At 50.4% G+C, this 18,866-nt stretch carries 18 protein-coding genes, 1 pseudogene and 1 other annotated feature; of the genes and pseudogenes, 6 read left to right on the top strand and 13 right to left on the bottom strand.

Annotation, left to right across the window (positions count from 1 at the left end; translation table 11 throughout):
- Window positions 1-10 precede the first annotated feature (10 nt).
- Both QWJ20_RS00970 and QWJ20_RS00975 read left to right on the top strand, forming a co-directional pair.
- Window positions 11-517: pseudogene (locus QWJ20_RS00970) on the top strand (metal-dependent hydrolase); the annotation flags it as partial.
- Window positions 518-757: 240 nt separating this feature from the next.
- Complete coding sequence (locus QWJ20_RS00975; protein ID WP_095699357.1) at window positions 758-2,152, top strand: L-cystine transporter; 1,395 nt, start codon at window positions 758-760, stop codon at window positions 2,150-2,152.
- 144 nt (window positions 2,153-2,296) lie between these two features.
- Here QWJ20_RS00975 and osmE read toward each other — a convergent pair whose 3' ends face one another.
- The gene (gene osmE, locus QWJ20_RS00980; protein ID WP_095699356.1) at window positions 2,297-2,626 is read right to left on the bottom strand and encodes an osmotically-inducible lipoprotein OsmE; all 330 of its coding nucleotides are present in this window, start codon (window positions 2,624-2,626) and stop codon (window positions 2,297-2,299) included.
- 225 nt (window positions 2,627-2,851) lie between these two features.
- Here osmE and nadE point away from each other — a divergent pair, with 225 nt between their 5' ends.
- From nadE to QWJ20_RS01000, 4 genes are all read left to right on the top strand, one after another.
- Entirely contained in the window at window positions 2,852-3,676 is an 825-nt protein-coding gene (gene nadE, locus QWJ20_RS00985; RefSeq protein WP_433991651.1) for an ammonia-dependent NAD(+) synthetase, read from the top strand.
- Window positions 3,677-3,758: 82 nt separating this feature from the next.
- On the top strand, window positions 3,759-4,646 hold the full coding sequence (gene yddG, locus QWJ20_RS00990; RefSeq protein WP_349719429.1) for an aromatic amino acid DMT transporter YddG: 888 nt from the start codon (window positions 3,759-3,761) through the stop codon (window positions 4,644-4,646).
- Window positions 4,647-4,775: 129 nt separating this feature from the next.
- Window positions 4,776-6,494, top strand: coding sequence for an ABC transporter ATP-binding protein (locus QWJ20_RS00995; RefSeq protein ID WP_433991652.1), 1,719 nt, complete (start codon window positions 4,776-4,778; stop codon window positions 6,492-6,494).
- Window positions 6,495-6,629: 135 nt separating this feature from the next.
- Window positions 6,630-7,055: a nitrous oxide-stimulated promoter family protein gene (locus QWJ20_RS01000; RefSeq protein ID WP_072012332.1), complete on the top strand. Its 426-nt coding sequence runs from the start codon at window positions 6,630-6,632 to the stop codon at window positions 7,053-7,055.
- A gap of 61 nt (window positions 7,056-7,116) precedes the next feature.
- Here the strand turns inward: QWJ20_RS01000 and ihfA are convergent, their stop codons facing one another.
- From ihfA to ogl, 12 genes are all read right to left on the bottom strand, one after another.
- Window positions 7,117-7,413 (bottom strand): integration host factor subunit alpha, encoded by a 297-nt coding sequence (ihfA, locus tag QWJ20_RS01005; protein ID WP_009112984.1) that lies wholly within the window; start codon window positions 7,411-7,413, stop codon window positions 7,117-7,119.
- 4 nt (window positions 7,414-7,417) lie between these two features.
- The gene (pheT, locus tag QWJ20_RS01010) at window positions 7,418-9,805 is read right to left on the bottom strand and encodes a phenylalanine--tRNA ligase subunit beta (RefSeq protein ID WP_433991653.1); all 2,388 of its coding nucleotides are present in this window, start codon (window positions 9,803-9,805) and stop codon (window positions 7,418-7,420) included.
- A gap of 14 nt (window positions 9,806-9,819) precedes the next feature.
- Window positions 9,820-10,803: a phenylalanine--tRNA ligase subunit alpha gene (gene pheS, locus QWJ20_RS01015; RefSeq protein ID WP_014915263.1), complete on the bottom strand. Its 984-nt coding sequence runs from the start codon at window positions 10,801-10,803 to the stop codon at window positions 9,820-9,822.
- Window positions 10,804-10,911: 108 nt separating this feature from the next.
- Window positions 10,912-11,035, bottom strand: a sequence feature (Phe leader region).
- Window positions 10,986-11,030 (bottom strand): pheST operon leader peptide PheM, encoded by a 45-nt coding sequence (pheM, locus tag QWJ20_RS01020; RefSeq protein ID WP_106120997.1) that lies wholly within the window; start codon window positions 11,028-11,030, stop codon window positions 10,986-10,988. It overlaps the preceding feature by 45 nt.
- An 84-nt stretch (window positions 11,036-11,119) precedes the next feature.
- Window positions 11,120-11,476, bottom strand: a complete 357-nt coding sequence (gene rplT, locus QWJ20_RS01025; RefSeq protein ID WP_005968887.1) for a 50S ribosomal protein L20 — start codon at window positions 11,474-11,476, stop codon at window positions 11,120-11,122.
- A gap of 43 nt (window positions 11,477-11,519) precedes the next feature.
- On the bottom strand, window positions 11,520-11,717 hold the full coding sequence (gene rpmI / locus QWJ20_RS01030; protein WP_010275699.1) for a 50S ribosomal protein L35: 198 nt from the start codon (window positions 11,715-11,717) through the stop codon (window positions 11,520-11,522).
- 95 nt (window positions 11,718-11,812) lie between these two features.
- Entirely contained in the window at window positions 11,813-12,355 is a 543-nt protein-coding gene (gene infC / locus QWJ20_RS01035) for a translation initiation factor IF-3 (RefSeq protein ID WP_095699351.1), read from the bottom strand.
- 2 nt (window positions 12,356-12,357) lie between these two features.
- A complete protein-coding gene (thrS, locus tag QWJ20_RS01040) occupies window positions 12,358-14,286 on the bottom strand; it encodes a threonine--tRNA ligase (RefSeq protein WP_039480511.1) in 1,929 nt (642 codons plus the stop codon).
- A 258-nt stretch (window positions 14,287-14,544) separates the two neighbouring features.
- Window positions 14,545-15,945: an amino acid permease gene (locus tag QWJ20_RS01045; protein ID WP_433991654.1), complete on the bottom strand. Its 1,401-nt coding sequence runs from the start codon at window positions 15,943-15,945 to the stop codon at window positions 14,545-14,547.
- A 126-nt stretch (window positions 15,946-16,071) separates the two neighbouring features.
- Window positions 16,072-16,335: a YebO family protein gene (locus QWJ20_RS01050; RefSeq protein WP_010275709.1), complete on the bottom strand. Its 264-nt coding sequence runs from the start codon at window positions 16,333-16,335 to the stop codon at window positions 16,072-16,074.
- Window positions 16,336-16,592: 257 nt separating this feature from the next.
- Window positions 16,593-17,384 carry a DNA-binding transcriptional regulator KdgR gene (gene kdgR / locus QWJ20_RS01055; RefSeq protein WP_095699348.1) on the bottom strand — a complete coding sequence of 264 codons (792 nt, stop codon included), beginning with the start codon at window positions 17,382-17,384 and terminating at the stop codon, window positions 16,593-16,595.
- A 213-nt stretch (window positions 17,385-17,597) separates the two neighbouring features.
- Entirely contained in the window at window positions 17,598-18,764 is a 1,167-nt protein-coding gene (gene ogl / locus QWJ20_RS01060; protein ID WP_010275714.1) for an oligogalacturonate lyase, read from the bottom strand.
- Between the last annotated feature and the right edge of the window lie 102 nt (window positions 18,765-18,866).

Genomic DNA, 18,866 nt, shown 5'->3' on the forward strand with positions numbered 1-18,866 from the left:
GAGAAGTTTCATGACTGCGGAAGGACACCTGCTGTTTTCTGTTGCCTGCGCGATTCTGGCTAAGAAAGTTGAGCTATCGCCAGCGCTGGCTACCGGAGACTGGTGGCACATTATTCCCGGTGCACTCCTTACCGCGCTGCTGCCCGATATCGATCACCCTAAATCCGTCCTCGGGCAGCGCCTGAAGTGGCTTTCTTCGCCCATTGCTCGCCTCTTTGGCCATCGCGGGTTTACGCACAGCCTCCTTGCCATCGCCGCCGGTATTTTCTTTATTCAGACGCGCCTGCCGCCAGACTGGCCGATTCCGACCGATGCCTACCATGCCATGATCGTCGGTTATTTGAGCCACATTCTTGCGGATATGCTGACGCCCTCTGGCGTTCCCCTGCTCTGGCCCTGTCGCTGGCGTTTCCGCTTGCCGATTTTAAACAGCCAAAAAGGCAATCAGCTGGAACGCTTTCTGTGTCTTGCCTGTATCGTTTTTTCGCTATATCAGCCACAAAAGAATCTGGATTGTTGCACCTATGAGCAGTCATTTCGCTTTTTACAGTCCGCGCAAACCTATCTCTTTCAATACGTGAAGTAACAGCGTTACCTAGCGTCAGACATATCACTGTAACATGATGGCAAAAGACCTGCTATCCTGTGCGCGTTTGTTATTTTTCATCGCAAAAAATCACGCTACCTCCGCCGATCTCCATTACCGCGCGAGATCGTGGGCAGCGTGACGCGATTCACTGATAGGGAGCAAAGCCGGATGAATTTTCCGCTACTCATAAATATTCTGCTATTTGTCGTATTACTGCTCGGATTAGGTTACGCCAGCCGTAACCCATCCTGGAGTCTGGCAAAGAAAGTGTTGCTGGGTTTGGTTGTCGGGGTGCTATTTGGTCTGGCACTGCATCTGATTTATGGCGGCGACAACCCGGTTGTTAAGCAGTCCATCTCATGGTTTAACATCGTAGGTAATGGCTATGTGCAGCTGTTGCAGATGATCGTCATGCCGCTGGTCTTTATCTCCATCCTCAATTCCGTTGCCAAGCTGCATAATGCCTCATCATTAGGGAAAATCAGCGTGTTGACGCTTTCTACCCTGTTGATCACCACGCTGATTTCCGCGTTGGTCGGCGTTTTTGTGACTAACCTGTTTGGCCTGACGGCTACCGGGCTGGTGCAAGGTGCGCAAGAAACCGCGCGATTAACGACGATTGAAAGCAACTATGCTGGTAAAGTCGCTGACCTTAACGTGCCTCAGCTTATCCTGTCATTCATTCCTAAAAACCCGTTTGCTGAACTGACTGGTGCTAACCCGACGTCTATTATCAGCGTCGTCGTCTTCGCCGCGTTCCTTGGCGTTGCGGCGTTACAGTTGCTGAAAGATGACGCGGTCAAAGGCGAACGCGTTTTAACCGCCATTGATACGCTGCAATCTTGGGTGATGAAGCTCGTTCGTCTGGTGATGAAGTTGACCCCTTATGGCGTCATGGCGCTGATGACCAAGATGGTCGCCAGTTCTAACCTGCAAGACATCCTCAAGCTGGGCAGCTTCGTTGTCGCGTCCTATCTGGGTCTGGCGATTATGTTCGGTGTCCATGCACTGATTCTGTCGTTCACAGGCATCAATCCGGCCCGTTTTTATCGCAAAGTCTGGCCGGTACTGACGTTCGCGTTTACCAGCCGCTCCAGCGCGGCGACAATTCCACTCAGCATTGAGGCGCAAACGCGCCGCATTGGCGTACCGCAATCTATCGCCAGCTTTGCGGCGTCTTTCGGTACGACTATCGGTCAGAACGGCTGTGCGGGGCTTTACCCAGCGATGCTGGCCGTGATGGTCGCGCCAACGGTCGGCATCAACCCGCTGGATCCTGTCTGGATCGCGACGCTGGTCGGTATTGTCACCATCAGCTCTGCTGGCGTAGCCGGTGTGGGCGGCGGTGCCACCTTCGCTGCGTTAATCGTCCTGCCTGCGATGGGGCTGCCAGTGACGCTTGTCGCGCTGCTCATCTCCATTGAACCGCTTATCGATATGGGCCGTACCGCGCTTAACGTCAGCGGCTCAATGACGGCCGGTACCGTCACCAGCCAGTTGATGAAGCAGACGGATAAAACGGTTTTCAACGCGCAGGATGACGCTGAGTTGACGAACCGCTAAGCCACGTTTGCTGGACAAAAGAAAACGCCGACGGCTAATGCTGTCGGCGTTTTTTTATGACGGACCGTTGCTGCACAACGTTGAAAACGGTCCCTATGTTTTTTATGACGCTTTTCTAATAACGATATCGTGCCATCGGGCTAATTAGCGCTGCGGGTTAGTATCGTAAGCCTGGCAGCTCTGGAAGCCTTTATTGAGAACCTGACCCGTTTCGCCGTAGCTAACGAAATAGTTCTGCGCAGTACCATCGCGGTTTTTCAGCAGATAATCGCTACAGGTGCCTTTGGCATTTACCAGACGTTTTTCCACTCCGCTACCGGCGAGTTGATGAACCTGCTGTTTCGTCATTCCGACTTTCACATCTTTCACCACGGGCTCATTGACATAGCTTTCTGCCTTGTTATAAGCCGAACATCCCGCCAACATGACAGCACCTGCTGCCGCAATACATACCAGTAATCTGTTATTCTTCATCTCATCACCTCATTATTAATGGGTCACCCTAAGGCTAGTCGGCGGCGACCACTTTTTCAAATCATAACACAGAGATGTAACATATTGGCCGATAGTCGAAAACAGGTTATCTATAGGGAAAATGACTACCTGACAGCTTGTTCTTTTTCTTCACGCCAATTCGTTTTACACTCAGGCAATCGTAATAATTCTTTTGCAGTATCAATAAGTTCAGGAGGGGATGGCATGTCATTACAAAACGACATTATCACTGCGTTGGGAGTGAAAAGCAGTATCGATCCAGCACAGGAAATCCGTGTTAGCGTTGATTTTTTAAAGAATTATCTGAATGCTCACCCGTTCGTTACGTCGTTAGTTTTGGGTATCAGCGGCGGTCAGGATTCTACGCTGACCGGCAAACTGTGCCAGACGGCTATCACGGAATTACGCAATGAGACCGGAAATTCTCGCTATCAGTTCATCGCCGTTCGACTGCCTTACGGCGTGCAGGCGGATGAAGTTGACTGTCAGGATGCCATCGCTTTTATCCAACCAGACCGCGTACTAACCGTCAACATCAAGCCTGCGATTGAAGCCAGTGAAGCTACCTTACGTGCCATTGGCGTGGAGCTTTCCGATTTTGTAAAAGGCAACGAGAAAGCCAGAGAGCGCATGAAAGCGCAGTACAGCATCGCGGGCATGAATGCCGGGCTTGTCGTCGGCACCGATCATGCAGCAGAAGCGGTAACGGGCTTTTTCACCAAATACGGTGATGGCGGTACCGATATCAACCCGATTTTCCGACTGAATAAGCGTCAGGGTAAAGCGCTACTGCACGAACTCGGCTGCCCTTCTCATCTTTATACCAAAGCCCCGACCGCCGATCTGGAAGAAGACCGTCCGTCCCTCCCCGATGAAGTCGCGCTGGGTGTCACCTATGAAAAGATCGACGACTATCTGGAAGGCAAGCAGATCGAGGCTAACGATGCAGCCATTATCGAAAACTGGTATCGCAAGACCGAACACAAGCGTCGTCCGCCCATTACCGTTTTTGATGACTTCTGGCGGTAAACTATCGCAATGAGCACTACCGGATGCAGGTAACAGCATCCGGTTTGATTTTTTTGCACCGTCCTCATAATCAGGTATGAATATGACGCCACAGCGCGCCACGCTCACGGGCTTACTGGCGATCGTTTTATGGAGCACCTCCGTCGGGCTTATCCGTAGCCTGACAGAAGCACTCGGCCCCATCGGCGGCGCGGCGATGATTTACTCCACCAGCACGCTATGTCTACTGGCTTTTTATGGCCTTCCTCGCATTAAAACGCTGCCCAGAATTTATTTATTCGCAGGCGGCGCGATGTTTGTCTGCTATGAGATATTTCTGTCGCTGTCCATCGGGCTAGCGGATAGCCGCATGCAGGCGATAGAAATAGGAATGATTAACTATTTGTGGCCCAGTTTGACCGTGTTCTTTTCTCTTTTTATCAATCAGCAGAAAAGCCGTTTCCTGCTCTGGCCCGGCCTTACGCTCTCGCTAGGCGGCATCGTGTGGATTATGAAAGGAGAAAGCGACTGGACACCAGAGCTACTGTGGAACAATATTCTTGCTAACCCGCTGGCCTACAGTCTGGCGTTTTCTGCGGCCCTGACCTGGGCGCTCTACTGCAATATCACCAAGCGTTACGGACAGGGAAAAAGCGGCGTCTCGCTATTCTTTTTCATCGCCTCCCTCATGCTATGGATTCAATATTCCTTCAGTGCCGAAGGGGCGATTTCATTAACCTTACCGAGTTCGCTGCAACTGCTCTTTATGGGCACATCGACCGCATTAGCCTATTCCGTCTGGAATATCGGTATTCAGCATGGCAACCTGACGTTGCTAGCAACCGCCTCTTATTTCACGCCCGTGCTTTCCACACTTCTGGCCGCGCTCTGGCTCAATATCACGCCCGCTATTTCATTCTGGCAAGGCGTCGCAATGGTCACGGCAGGCTCACTGCTCTGCTGGTATGCAACACGCTCGCCCACGAGCTGATCTTCCGCCGCCCCTGCTGTTTTCGTCTGAATTTACCGCTAACAAAACCCTAATCTGCTCGCGGTCACATTCTTCACGCTAACCTGCTATAGTCGTCCCCACATTTCGTTACCTAAAAAATAGTCACACATGTTAAGGCGTTTCTTTTCCTACTATTCCCCTTACAAAGGGTTATTCGTCCTCGATTTCGGCTGTGCCATTATCGCTGGTCTGCTTGAATTAGGGTTTCCGATGGCGATTAAAGCGTTCATCGACAAACTATTGCCGGCTCAGGACTGGTCGCTGATCCTGTTAGCATCGGTGGCGCTATTGGCGGTGTATCTGCTAAATACCGCGCTAATGGCCATCGTCAACTATTGGGGACATGCGCTGGGCGTGGGTATTGAAACCGATATGCGGCGGCAGGCCTTTGAGCATCTGCAAAATTTGCCGTTCCGTTACTACGACAATATGAAGACCGGCCATATCATCACCCACGTCACCAAAGATCTGGAAGAAGTCGGGGAAATTGCCCACCACGGCCCAGAAGACCTCTTCCTCGCGATCATGACGTTTATTGGTGCGTTCATCCTGATGGCGACGGTTCACCTGAATCTGGCGCTGCTGACGATCATTATCGTGCCTTTCATGACATTTCTCGTCAGCCGCTATGGCGCCCGCATGACGGAAACCTGGCGCCAGCTATTCGGTCAGGTTGGCAACTTCAACGCCCGAATTGAGGAAAGCGTTGGGGGCATCCGCGTCGTGAAAGCTTTTGCCAATGAAGCGCATGAGAAAAAACTGTTCTCCAACGATAACGAAAACTACCGCCGTACCAAGTTGCAGGCCTATCGCATCATGACCGCCAGTATGACGCTCAGTTACCTCAGCACGCGCCTGATACAGCTTATCGTGATGCTGGCCGGTATTTGGTACGTGATTCAGGGGGAACTCACCTACGGTGGTTTTATCGGTTTCCTGCTGCTGATTGAAGTTTTCTTCCGTCCGGTCGCCAAAATTACTTCGGTGCTGGAGAGCTATCCCAAAGGGATTGCGGGATTCAAACGCTTTACCCAGTTGATCGACACCGTTCCCGAGATTGCCGACGCTCCCGATGCGCATGATGTTGGGCCGCTGAAAGGCGATATCCGCTTTAACCAGGTGAGCTTTGGTTATTCCGCCGATCGCCCGATTCTGCGTAATATCGATCTGTCGATTCGCGCAGGAGAAACCGTGGCGTTTGTCGGCCCCTCCGGCGCGGGCAAAACTACCCTCTGTTCCCTGCTGCCCCGTTTCTACGATTTAACCAGCGGCGCCATCACCATTGACGGCATGGATATCCGCCAGATGACGCAAGCATCGCTGCGTAACCAAATCGGCATCGTACAGCAGGATGTCTTCCTGTTCGGCGGCACCATTCGGGAAAACATCGCCTACGGCAAACTTGATGCCAGCGATGACGAAATCATGGAGGCCGCACGACGTGCGCGGTTAGATGAGCTGATCGAAAACCTGCCTGACGGACTAGATACCGTGGTCGGCGAGCGCGGCGTTAAGCTATCGGGTGGGCAAAAACAGCGTTTATCTATCGCGCGAATCTTCCTGAAAAACCCGCCGATCCTGATTCTGGACGAAGCGACATCTGCGCTGGATACCGCAACGGAGCAAGCAATACAGCAATCGCTTAGCGAGCTTTCTACTGGACGTACTACGTTGGTCATCGCACACAGGCTGGCCACCATACAGAATGCAGGACGCATTGTGGTGGTGGATAACGGCAGCATCATTGAGCAAGGCAGCCATCAGGTGCTGCTGGAACAAAGTGGTATCTATGCCCGATTACATCAGGCGCAGTTCGGTCAGGTCTGATTACTATCTTCCTCGGCGAGGGTTCTCCTCGCCTTTTCTCTCTGCTTTCCCACATAGATGTGACTTCAGAGGTTTCCCTTGCGATAAATTGCATTTAAAATGCATCTATTATGATTTTATCAGGACATGACGCACATGGCGAGAAAACCCCTGGGAAAATACCGACAGCGGGAGATCCGTACCGTCGGATTGATGATCGAGCTGTATGAAAAGCATCATCCTGAAACCGACGATAACGCGCAGCATAAAGACTTATTCAACTACGCCATAAAGCGTCTGGAACGCTGCCAATTCGGCGAAGATAAACCCGCGTGTAAGCATTGCCCCATTCACTGCTATCAACCCGCCCGACGTGAGGCGATCAAAGCGATTATGCGCTGGTCGGGGCCACGGATGTTGTTGCGCCACCCGATTCTGGCAATACGCCATTTAATTGACGACCATCGGCCCGTGCCGGACTATCCGAAAAAGGAGACCGCGCCAAAAACACCAAATGGACGGGCAACGCGTTTAGCCTCGCAGCATACTGCACCAGCAGATACCGAATCGACGTTGAAATAGATAATGTGAAGACGAATAAGATAGGAAAAGGCCGCTTGCGCGGCCTTTTTGGGTGACTCTGTTACTCTTTGGGAGAGGCGTTCTCTACCCTGCTTTTTAGCTTTTGCCCCGGACGGAACGTGACCACACGGCGCGCCGTAATCGGAATATCTTCGCCAGTTTTTGGGTTACGTCCCGGACGTTGGTTCTTGTCTCGCAAATCAAAATTGCCAAAACCTGACAACTTGACCTGCTCGCCATTTTCCAAAGCGCGACGAACTTCTTCAAAAAACAGCTCGACTAGCTCTTTGGCATCCCGTTTGCTCAGCCCGAGCTTCTCAAACAGGTATTCTGACATTTCAGCTTTAGTAAGCGCCATAGGTTCAATCCCTCAAGGATGCTTGGAATCGCTGTTTTAATGCTGCTACGCATTCTGCAACGGTAGCGGCAATTTCCTCTTCTGCCAGTGTACGCGTGGTATCTTGCAGGGTCAGACTGATAGCCAGACTCTTATAACCTTCCGCTACGCCCTTCCCTCGGTACACGTCGAATAAGTTTACGCCAACTAACTGATTTGCGCCAACTTTCTTACACTCAGCCAAAACATCACCCGCAGGGACATTTTCAGCGACCACAACGGCGATATCGCGACGGTTCGCCGGGAAGCGGGAAATCTCGTTCGCCTCAGGCAATACGCGGTCTGCGACCTTATCCCACAACAATTCGAACACCACGGTGCGCCCGTTAAGATCCAACTTGCGCTCCAGTTCTGGGTGAATAACGCCAATGAATCCAATGCGTTCTTCGCACAGATAAATAGCAGCACTTTGTCCTGGATGCAATGCCGGATTATTTTCGGCTTTGAACTCAATCTCAGACAACTTGCCCGTCAATGCCAGTACCGCTTCCAAATCGCCTTTTAAATCATAGAAGTCAACGGCCTGACGCGCCAGATCCCAATGCTCTTCATAACGGGTGCCAGTAATCACACCCGCCAGCATCAGATCCTGACGAATACCCAGGTCAGCACTGGTGTCAGGTACAAAACGGAGACCGCTTTCAAACAGGCGCAGGCGGCTTTGTTGACGGTTTTGGTTATACACCGCAGCACTCAGCAAGCCACTCCACAGCGATAAACGCATCACCGACATCTCTGCGGAAATCGGGCTCGGCAGGCTCAGCGACGCTTCATTAGGGTGGATTAACCCCTGAATTTTCGGGTCAACAAAACTGTAAGTAATTGCTTCCTGATACCCGTGATCGACTAATAATGTCTTCACGCGCTTCAATGACATTGACGCTTCGCGATGCGAGGTCATAATCAACGGCGCTTGAGTCGGAATATTCGGAATGTTGTTGTAGCCGTAAATACGCGCGACTTCTTCAACCAGATCCTCTTCAATTTCCATGTCGAAGCGCCAGCTCGGTGCCGTCGCCTGCCAACCTGCATCGGTTTTCGCGACGTTACAGCCCAGACGTTGCAGAATATCGTTCACCTGCTCATCGGCAATCACATGGCCAATCAGGCGATCCAGCTTTTCACGGCGCAGCGTAATCGTTGCGCGCGTCGGTAAGTCTGCCTCGCTGGTCACATCAACCACCGGACCCGCTTCACCGCCACAGATATCAATCAGCAGGCGAGTCGCGCGCTCAATGGCTTTGTGCTGTAACGCTGGATCAACACCACGCTCGTAGCGGTGAGACGCATCAGTGTGCAAACCGTGACGACGTGCACGTCCGGTAATCGACAGCGGGTTGAAGTAAGCGCATTCCAGCAGAACGTTTTGCGTTTCTTCATTGACGCCAGAATGTTCGCCGCCAAAGATACCGCCCATCGCCAGCGCATTCTGCTGGTCAGCGATAACCAGCGTATCCGCATTCAGCTTCGCTTCGTTACCATCCAGCAGCGTCAACGTTTCGCCTTCTGTCGCCATACGCACGATAATGCCGCCGTTGAGACGGTCAAGATCGAACGCATGCATTGGTTGACCGAGCTCCAGCAGAACGTAGTTAGTCACGTCAACCACTGGATCGATAGAACGAATACCGCAACGACGCAGTTTTTCACGCATCCACAGCGGCGTTGCCGCCTTAACGTTGATGCCTTTCACCACACGGCCTAAGTAACGCGGACATGCCTGCGGCGCATCGACCTGAATCGGGAAAGTATCCTGAATCGTTGCGGCAACGGGCTCAATAGCCGGTTCATTCAACGCCAGTTGATTCAACACGGCGACATCACGCGCCACGCCAATGATACCGAGGCAATCTGCACGGTTCGGCGTCACGCTGATTTCAATCGCGTTGTCATCCAACTTCAGGTACTCACGGATATCCGTGCCAATCGGCGCGTCTAACGGCAGTTCGATGATGCCATCATGATCGTCGGAAATACCTAACTCGGAAAATGAGCACAGCATGCCTTCAGACGGCTCGCCACGCAGTTTAGCGGCTTTAATTTTGAAATCGCCCGGCAACACAGCACCGACCGTCGCCACCGCCACTTTCAGGCCCTGACGGCAGTTCGGCGCACCACAGACGATGTCCAGCAGGCGCTCGCCGCCGACATTGACTTTCGTCACACGCAGTTTGTCTGCGTTCGGGTGCTGCCCACATTCAACCACTTCACCAACAACCACGCCGTGGAATGCGCCAGCAACTGGCTCAACGCCATCCACTTCCAGCCCTGCCATCGTGATCTGTTCAGATAGCGTTTCACTGTCAACTGCCGGGTTTACCCACTCGCGTAACCAGAGTTCACTGAATTTCATGATGTATACCCGCCTTACTTAAACTGTTTGAGGAAACGCAGATCGTTTTCGAAGAATGCACGCAGATCGGTCACGCCATAGCGCAACATCGTCAGACGCTCCATGCCCATACCGAACGCGAAACCGGAATACACTTCTGGATCGATACCGACATTACGCAGGACATTCGGGTGCACCATGCCGCAACCCAGAACTTCCAGCCATTTACCGTTTTTACCCATCACATCCACTTCAGCAGACGGTTCGGTAAACGGGAAATAAGACGGACGGAAGCGAACCTGCAAATCTTCCTCAAAGAAATTACGCAGGAAATCATGCAGCGTGCCTTTCAGGTTGGTAAAGCTGATGTCTTTATCGACGATCAACCCTTCCATCTGATGGAACATCGGCGTGTGGGTCTGATCGTAATCGTTACGATAAACACGGCCCGGCGCGATGATACGGATAGGCGGTTGCTGCTTTTCCATGGTACGAATCTGAACGCCAGAGGTCTGTGTACGTAGCAGGCGTGTCGCATCAAACCAGAACGTGTCGTGGTCAGCACGCGCAGGGTGGTGCCCTGGAATATTCAGCGCATCAAAGTTGTGATAGTCATCTTCGATCTCTGGCCCGGTAACAACCGAAAAACCCAGCTCGCCGAAAAAGGTTTCGATGCGATCGATGGTACGCGTCACTGGATGCAAGCCACCATTTTCAATGGTTCGGCCCGGCAGGGAAACGTCGATGGTTTCTTGCGCCAGACGCGCATTTAACTCAGCGGATTCCAGCATGTGCTTACGGGCATTCAGCGCGTCCTGAACGTCTTGCTTAGCCTGATTAATGACAGCACCAGCCGCAGGACGTTCTTCAGCCGGCAACTCGCGCAGCGAGGTCATCTGAAGGGTTAAGTGACCTTTTTTGCCCAGATATTCGACGCGCACATTTTCCAGTGCGGCAACATCCTGAGCCTCTTCTATAGCTGTTCTGGCTTTAGCAACCAGCTCTGCGAGATGTGGCATTGTGTTCCTCTTTTTCTGCCTATGTGGCCAACGGTCATGATTGAAGAATGTCGTTTTACTCAAAACGATAAATGTTACTAAAAACAAGAGTAAAAACCGATTATTGTAAACAAAAAAGCCTCCCTATGGGAGGCTTAAGCGCTACTTTTCGTTTCTTTTCTTACGCGCAAAGCCCCCTGAATTCAGGCGCTAAAGTAAAAAAAGAAACGGAAAATAGCAGCGTTCATACTTGCGTTACCTTGTCTTGTAAATAATAAAAAATAAACGTGTAGCGCTCGACGAAAAGAGGGAGCCAAAGCTCCCTCTCTCAACTGACTTACGCCAGTGCTGCTTTCGCTTTTTCGACCAGCGCGCTGAACGCTAACTTATCGAATACTGCGATATCAGCCAGAATCTTACGGTCAATTTCAACAGAGGCTTTTTTCAAGCCGTTGATGAATTTGCTGTAAGACAAGCCGTTTTGACGAGCTGCCGCATTGATACGTGCAATCCACAGCTGGCGGAATTGACGTTTACGTTGACGACGGTCGCGGTAAGCGTATTGACCAGCTTTGATTACTGCCTGGAAGGCAACACGATAAACACGCGAACGGGCACCGTAGTAACCTTTCGCTTGTTTCAATATCTTCTTGTGACGTGCACGGGCAACTACACCACGTTTTACGCGAGCCATATGCTCTCTCCTAAAGTCTTATTCTGAATTAAAAAAAGGTTACTTATGCGTACGGCAGACATGCGATAACAAGACCCAGATCCCCTTTGGAGACCAGACCTTTTGGACGCAGGTGACGTTTACGCTTAGTTGACTTTTTGGTCAGAATATGACGCAGGTTAGCATGCTTACGCTTAAAACCACCGCTTGCGGTTTTTTTAAAGCGTTTAGCGGCGCCACGTACTGTTTTGATCTTTGGCATTGTTATTTCCACTTCGCATTGTTAATAAAACGAATCAGATAAGGCGAACAAAGCCGTACAACACAGAGGTTGTACGGTCTTGCTACTTGAATGCCTTACTGTTTCTTCTTCGGTGCTAGCACCATGATCATCTGGCGGCCTTCGATCTTCGATGGGAAGGATTCGACAACTGCCAGTTCACTCAGATCGTCACGAACGCGGTTAAGCACTTCCATACCAATCTGTTGGTGCGCCATTTCACGACCGCGGAAACGCAGTGTGATTTTAGCTTTGTCACCGTCTTCAAGAAAGCGAATCAGGTTGCGTAGTTTGACCTGATAGTCGCCATCATCGGTACCAGGTCGGAATTTGATTTCCTTGACCTGAATAACTTTTTGTTTTTTCTTCTGTTCCTTTGTGGACTTACTCTTCTCATAAAGGAACTTGCCGTAATCCATAATTCGGCAAACCGGCGGCTCGGCGTTCGGACTGATTTCAACTAAATCAACACCTGCTTCTTCGGCTTTTTCTAATGCTTCATTTAGACTTACGATGCCCAGCTGTTCGCCTTCGACGCCTGATAGGCGTACCTCGTGTGCGCGAATCTCTCTGTTGATGCGATTAGGACGCGCCGGTTGAACTCGTTTTCCGCCTTTAATACCTATACCTCCAATTGATGAAGACTACGGCTGCGAATCTCTTGCTGCAGCTTACTGATGACTTCACTGACGTCCAGGCTCCCCAGGTCTTTACCACGACGAGTACGGACAGCAACTTTTCCTGCCTCGACTTCTTTGTCGCCACAAACCAGCATATAGGGAACACGTCGTAAAGTGTGTTCGCGGATTTTAAAGCCTATCTTCTCATTTCTCAAGTCTGCTTTTACACGAATGCCCGCTTCTTGCAGTTTTCGGGTCAATTCGTTGACATAATCAGACTGGCTATCGGTGATATTTATAATCACCGCTTGAACCGGGGCTAACCAGGTCGGAAAGAAACCAGCGAATTCTTCGGTCAGAATACCGATAAAACGCTCCATTGATCCCAAAATAGCCCGGTGGATCATAACCGGAACCTGACGCTCGTTGCTTTCGCCAACGTAAGACGCGTTCAGACGACCCGGTAATGAAAAGTCGAGCTGCACCGTACCACACTGCCACGCACGATCCAAACAGTCATGCAAGGTAAATTCAATTTTTGGGCCGTAGAACGCCCCTTCACCCGGCTGATAGGCGAATTCGATGTTATTTTCAGTCAACGCGGCAGCCAAGTCGGCCTCAGCGCGATCCCACATCTCATCGCTACCAATACGTTTTTCAGGACGCGTAGACAGTTTCACCACGATTTTTTCAAAACCGAAGGTGCTGTACATGTCATACACCATCTTGATGCAGCTGTTCACTTCATCACGAACCTGCTCTTCCGTACAGAAGATGTGCGCATCGTCCTGAGTGAAGCCACGCACGCGCATTAAGCCATGCAGAGAGCCTGACGGTTCATTACGGTGACAGCTACCGAACTCAGCCATACGCAGCGGCAGATCGCGGTATGATTTCAATCCCTGATTGAAAATCTGTACGTGGCCTGGGCAGTTCATTGGCTTGATGCAGTATTCACGGTTTTCTGATGACGTCGTAAACATCGCTTCTTTGTAGTTTTCCCAGTGACCGGTTTTTTCCCACATCACGCGATCCATCATGAATGGACCTTTTACTTCCTGATACTGGTACGACTTCAGCTTCATGCGTACAAACGCTTCCAGCTCGCGGAAGATCGTCCAGCCGTCGTTGTGCCAGAACACCATACCTGGTGCTTCTTCCTGCATATGGTACAGGTCAAGCTGTTTGCCGATCTTGCGGTGGTCGCGCTTAGACGCTTCTTCAAGACGTTGCAGGTAAGAGGCCAGTTGCTTTTTATCTGCCCATGCGGTGCCGTAAACGCGTTGCAGCATTTTGTTTTTGCTGTCACCACGCCAGTAAGCGCCGGACGTTTTCTGCAATTTGAAATGGTGGCAGAAACGCATATTCGGTACGTGCGGACCACGGCACATATCGATGTATTCTTCATGGTGATACAGACCTGGACGATCGTCACGACTGATGTTCTCATCCAGAATCGCAATTTTGTAGGTCTCGCCGCGTGCAGCGAACGCATCGCGCGCTTCCTGCCAGCTGACTTTTTTCTTAATGACGTCATAGTCAGTGTCGGCAAGCTCGTGCATACGCTTTTCGAGCAGCTCAATATCTTCCTGAGTCAGGGTACGGTCGATATCAACGTCATAGTAAAAACCGTTATCGATAACGGGACCAATCGCCATTTTGGTATCTGGCCACAGTTGCTTAATCGCATGGCCCAATAGGTGCGCACAGGAGTGGCGAATAATTTCCAGACCGGCTTCATCTTTAGCGGTGATGATAGCTAACTGCGCATCGGTATCGATCTTATCGCTGGCATCAACCAGTTCGCCATTGACACGTCCTGCGATACAGGCTTTTGCCAGACCGGGACCAATATCAAGTGCAACATCGAGGGGAGAAACGGCGTGGTCGTAATGACGCTGACTTCCATCAGGAAGAGTGATAACTGGCATTATAATTCCCTTATTTACAGTGGTGAGCCACACGAAAGCTCACATGCAAAAAATCGCATATCAATTGAAAATCAAAAGTGTTACCCCTGCTATTTCTCTTTACTCTGTGAAATATATACACATGATGCGAACACTAAAGGTGCGCATTAGCGTGACACGGATAACGTCGGGGCAATAATACACCTTATAACTTACGTGTTAAAGCCGGATGGGTAGCCTGTTCATCTTTGCATCGTGATGAACAGGCTACGGAGGTGTTTACTGTGTCTGTACCGACTTCAGCGATGCATTATTTTTGCGGCAGAATCGGAAGCCAAGCCAAATAACGGCAATCCAGAACGGAATTAAGATGACCGAAATGCGAATCCCCGGAGACAGCAGCATAATCACCAGAATCCCTGCCAGAAACGCCAGACACAGGTAGTTGCCCCACGGATACCAGAAGGCTTTAAACGCAGGAACAATGCCCTTCTCTATCATCGCCTGACGAAAACGCAGGTGAGCAAAGCAAATCATGATCCAGTTAATCACCAGCGTTGAAACCACCAGCGCCATCAACAACTCAAAGGCTTTTCCTGGCATCAGGTAGTTGATCGCTACACCGAACGATGTCGCTAACGCTGACAGTGCGATAGAACGAACGGGGACACCGCGTGCGTTGACCTTCGCGAGAGATTTCGGCGCATTTCCCTGTTTTGCCAAACCGTACAGCATCCGGCTATTGCAGTACACGCCGCTGTTGTAAACCGATAACGCTGCCGTGAGTACTACGATGTTAAGTACGTTTGCGACTATATTGCTATTTAGCGCCTGGAAGATCAGGACAAACGGACTCCCGCCATCGACGACATTTCCCCACGGATAAAGCGATAACAAAATAGACAGCGCGCCGATATAGAAAATCAGGATGCGATAGACCACCTGATTGGTCGCCTGAGGAATAGAGCGCTTCGGATCGGCCGCTTCGGCAGCAGTAATACCCACCAATTCAAGACCACCGAATGAAAACATGATCACGGCCATCGCCATGATCAATCCACTTGCGCCATTCGGCATGAATCCGCCATGGATCCATAAGTTACGCACCGTTGCCGTTTCGCCGCCATTGCCACTCAGCAGCAACCAACTGCCGAAGACAATCATCCCAACGATGGCAAGCACTTTGATAAGGGCAAACCAGAATTCCGTTTCCCCAAACATCCGCACATTAACCAGATTGATAAGGTTGATCAGCACGAAGAATATCGCGGCGGACAGCCAGGTTGGCGTTTCAGGCCACCAGTATTGGATATAAATCCCCACGGCCGTCAGTTCAGCCATCCCTACCAGAATAAACATCGCCCAGTAGTTCCAGCCAGCCAGAAAGCCCGCAAAATCGCCCCAGTACTTATAAGCAAAATGGCTAAACGAACCCGCTACTGGTTCTTCCACCACCATCTCACCCAGCTGTCGCATAATCAGAAACGCAATCATTCCAGCAACCGCATAGCCCAATAAAACGGACGGCCCTGCCATTTGGATAGTCTGCGATATCCCTAAAAACAATCCGGTACCAATCGCGCCACCCAGCGCAATCAGTTGAATATGTCGGTTCTTTAACCCTCGTTTTAGAACCAATTCCTGTTGATCGCTTGCTATGTTGTTTTGAGCATTTGCCATGTTGTTTTTGTGCTTCCTGTAAAGCCTTCTTCATTTTATAACAATGCCTGCTCATGCCATCAGCATGAAGGATGGCGTGAGCAGGCAAAGGGATAGATGTTTACGCGTTACACAGTGATTGAGCCATTAACGTTCTGGGATGACACTTTTAAACGTTAACTCCACATCATCACGATCGCGCTCAGCGGCAAGCGCTTCAGGCTCACTTTTCTCTGCATTCTGAGGCAGCAATTTTTTCAATAACGCTAACTGCTGGCGTTGCTGTTCTACGATTTCCTGCAACAATTTCACTTGCTCATTCGCTCTGACACTCGCCCGATTAACAAAAAACCAGACCAGCGCGGCCAGCAGCACAATTAGCAAGACAAAAACCACTTCTAATATGTTCACAACGACTCCACTTATAACCACTTATGACAGGTACCTGTGGGCTATCTTAACACCGTGGCATAGCCAAGTTCGATACCTAACCCTATCCGTTATCCACATCGTGTTGATGCGCATCGCTATCGTATTGGTGCAAAAATAAAAAAAACGTGGGGAGCGTTTTTCAACATCGCTTACGACGGCCCGCAGGGTAGCGGCCTGGAATGGCACGCAATAAAAAGCCTGTCGACAAGGACAGGCTCAGGCATTGATAGGGAATATCAGAAAGGGTAATCGTGGTAGCCCATTTGCTCAGAGATATTTCTGGCCGCAGTGTGCAGCATCGCCACATATTCGTGTTTATTGTCTTCTGAAAAACGAATCGTTGGGAAAGAAATACTAAGACCAGCAATCACCACGCCAAAACGATCGAATACTGGCACAGCGATACAACGCAGCCCTTCTTCCTGCTCTTCTTTATCTTCCCCGTAGCCTTGCTCACGCACGACATCCAATTGGTTGAGAAGCGCTTCAGCAGAACACAGCGTGTGCGGCGTACTGCGCGTGAATTCGACAGTCGACAGAACCTCTTCCACTTCGCCACGATCGCGCCATGCCAACAGCACTTTACCAATTGCGGTACTGTGCAGCGGATTACGGCGACCAATGCGCGAATACATACGCAGGTTATACATCGAGTCAATTTTGTGGATATAAACGATGCCGTCTTCATCCAACGCGCCAAGGTGGATTGTTTCCCGCGTTAGTGCAGACAACTCACGCATCTGTATATCCGCACTGCGGATTAAATCTACGTTCTGCAATGCCTTTGCCCCAAGTTCAAACAACTTGAGCGTCAGCGAATATTTCTCTGATTCACCTTCCTGCGCAACATAGCCCAGGGATTTCATCGTCTGCAAGAAGCGGTAAACGGTACTCTTAGACATCATGACTCGCTGAGAAAGCTCGGTAATACCAATTTCTCTCTCTTCACCTAATGCCTGTAAAATACCAAAAACCTTTAAAACGGACGACACGGAATCGGGTTGTTTATCTAAATCTGCACTAGCCATTTTTGTGGTTACCCTACTCAGTTTTTTTTGTTTTAAAAAAAATAGAACAATGGTTTTAGTATAAAGGGAACGCTTTGATTATGGCAATGGAGCAATAACGATAATCAAGTTAAGTTTGAGAAATAACCGCGTCAGAGACTTAATAAATAATATGTAAGAAAATATTTTAAAATAATCCGCGCCATAAAATGTGACGCGGATTTATTAGTATTATTAGTGCCAGACTGAATCAGGAACCTTCGCCAGATACAGCGCAGGCTTTCCATCTACGTCAGAAGTAAACAGGACTTGTTTATTATCCGGCGTAAAGGAAGGATGTGGGTGAGTAACCTGACGGTCCCCTTCCAACACGTCCCATGATGTATTGTGTTGCGCGATACGATGTTCTTTACCGGTTTTCAGATTGAAAACATACAGGAACGGGTCGTTCTCGATCTTGTAGCCACCATCGTCCTGCACGTCGACTGGCGCATCGGAACCGTCGCCGACCAACAGCGTGCCATCATAGTTACTCATCAGGTGAGAACACGGCGGCATTACGCGCAGTTGGCGATCTTCCAACGTAACCGGGTCGATGCTGCGGATGTAGCGATTGGTATCGTCTTTAAGGTAAGAGACGTAAATCATCGCTGAACCATCTGGAACCCAGAATTCGTGGGTGCAGCTTTCGCCTTCCGCATGCTCTTTCACTTTACGCATGTTGGTGCCATCTTCATTGATGAACCACATACGCGCATCAACCAGGTCATGCGGACCTTCGTGGCAGAACGCAACCGTGTTGTCATCACCCGGACGGTAGATTGGGTGACCCAGCCACTGGTTTTCCTGAAGGATAGTCTCTGCTTCGCCCGTTATCAAATCGACGCGAATCAGACGACAGCAAGGATTGGTGAAATAGAATTCCTGGAACTTTTTCCAATCGGTCAGGGGTTTCCAGTCTTCTTTTTTGATCTCAATACCGACCATTTTGGTGCAATCGGAATTGGCAACCCAGGTACCGTAACCGACCCAATCGTCAGGCACCTGATAAATCGTTTTCTCTTCCAGCGTAGCCAGATCGACACGCATCAGATTACGGGTATTTTTAACGTAATACAGCGCATCGTCATTCGGAGACAGGAAGCCACCGAAGGTGTTGTCGCCTTTGCCTTCCGTCAGCTGCGTGGCGCTCTGCTCTTTTAAATCCAGCAGATAGTAATTCCACGGGCCATCAAAAGCAGCACCAAACAGCAGCTTGCTGCCGTCATTGAAGAAACACTTCTGATAGAAATAGTTGCGGTGGCAGATAACATCGGGCGGGGTTAAGCGCACAACTTCGGTGCCGGTTGCTGAATCCTGGTAGGTATGAAACGTTAGGGGGATCTTGTTACCTTTGGCCATCCGTAAATCCTTAGAACTTATCATGAAGAATCTGACGCCACACGCGCATACTCTTCGATAACCTGACATTCCGTTCGCCCGATGAATCGGTCATCCCGACAC

It is taken from the genome of Pectobacterium sp. S5, from assembly GCF_051707265.1.
GTDB classification, from domain to species: Bacteria; Pseudomonadota; Gammaproteobacteria; order Enterobacterales; family Enterobacteriaceae; genus Pectobacterium; species Pectobacterium polare.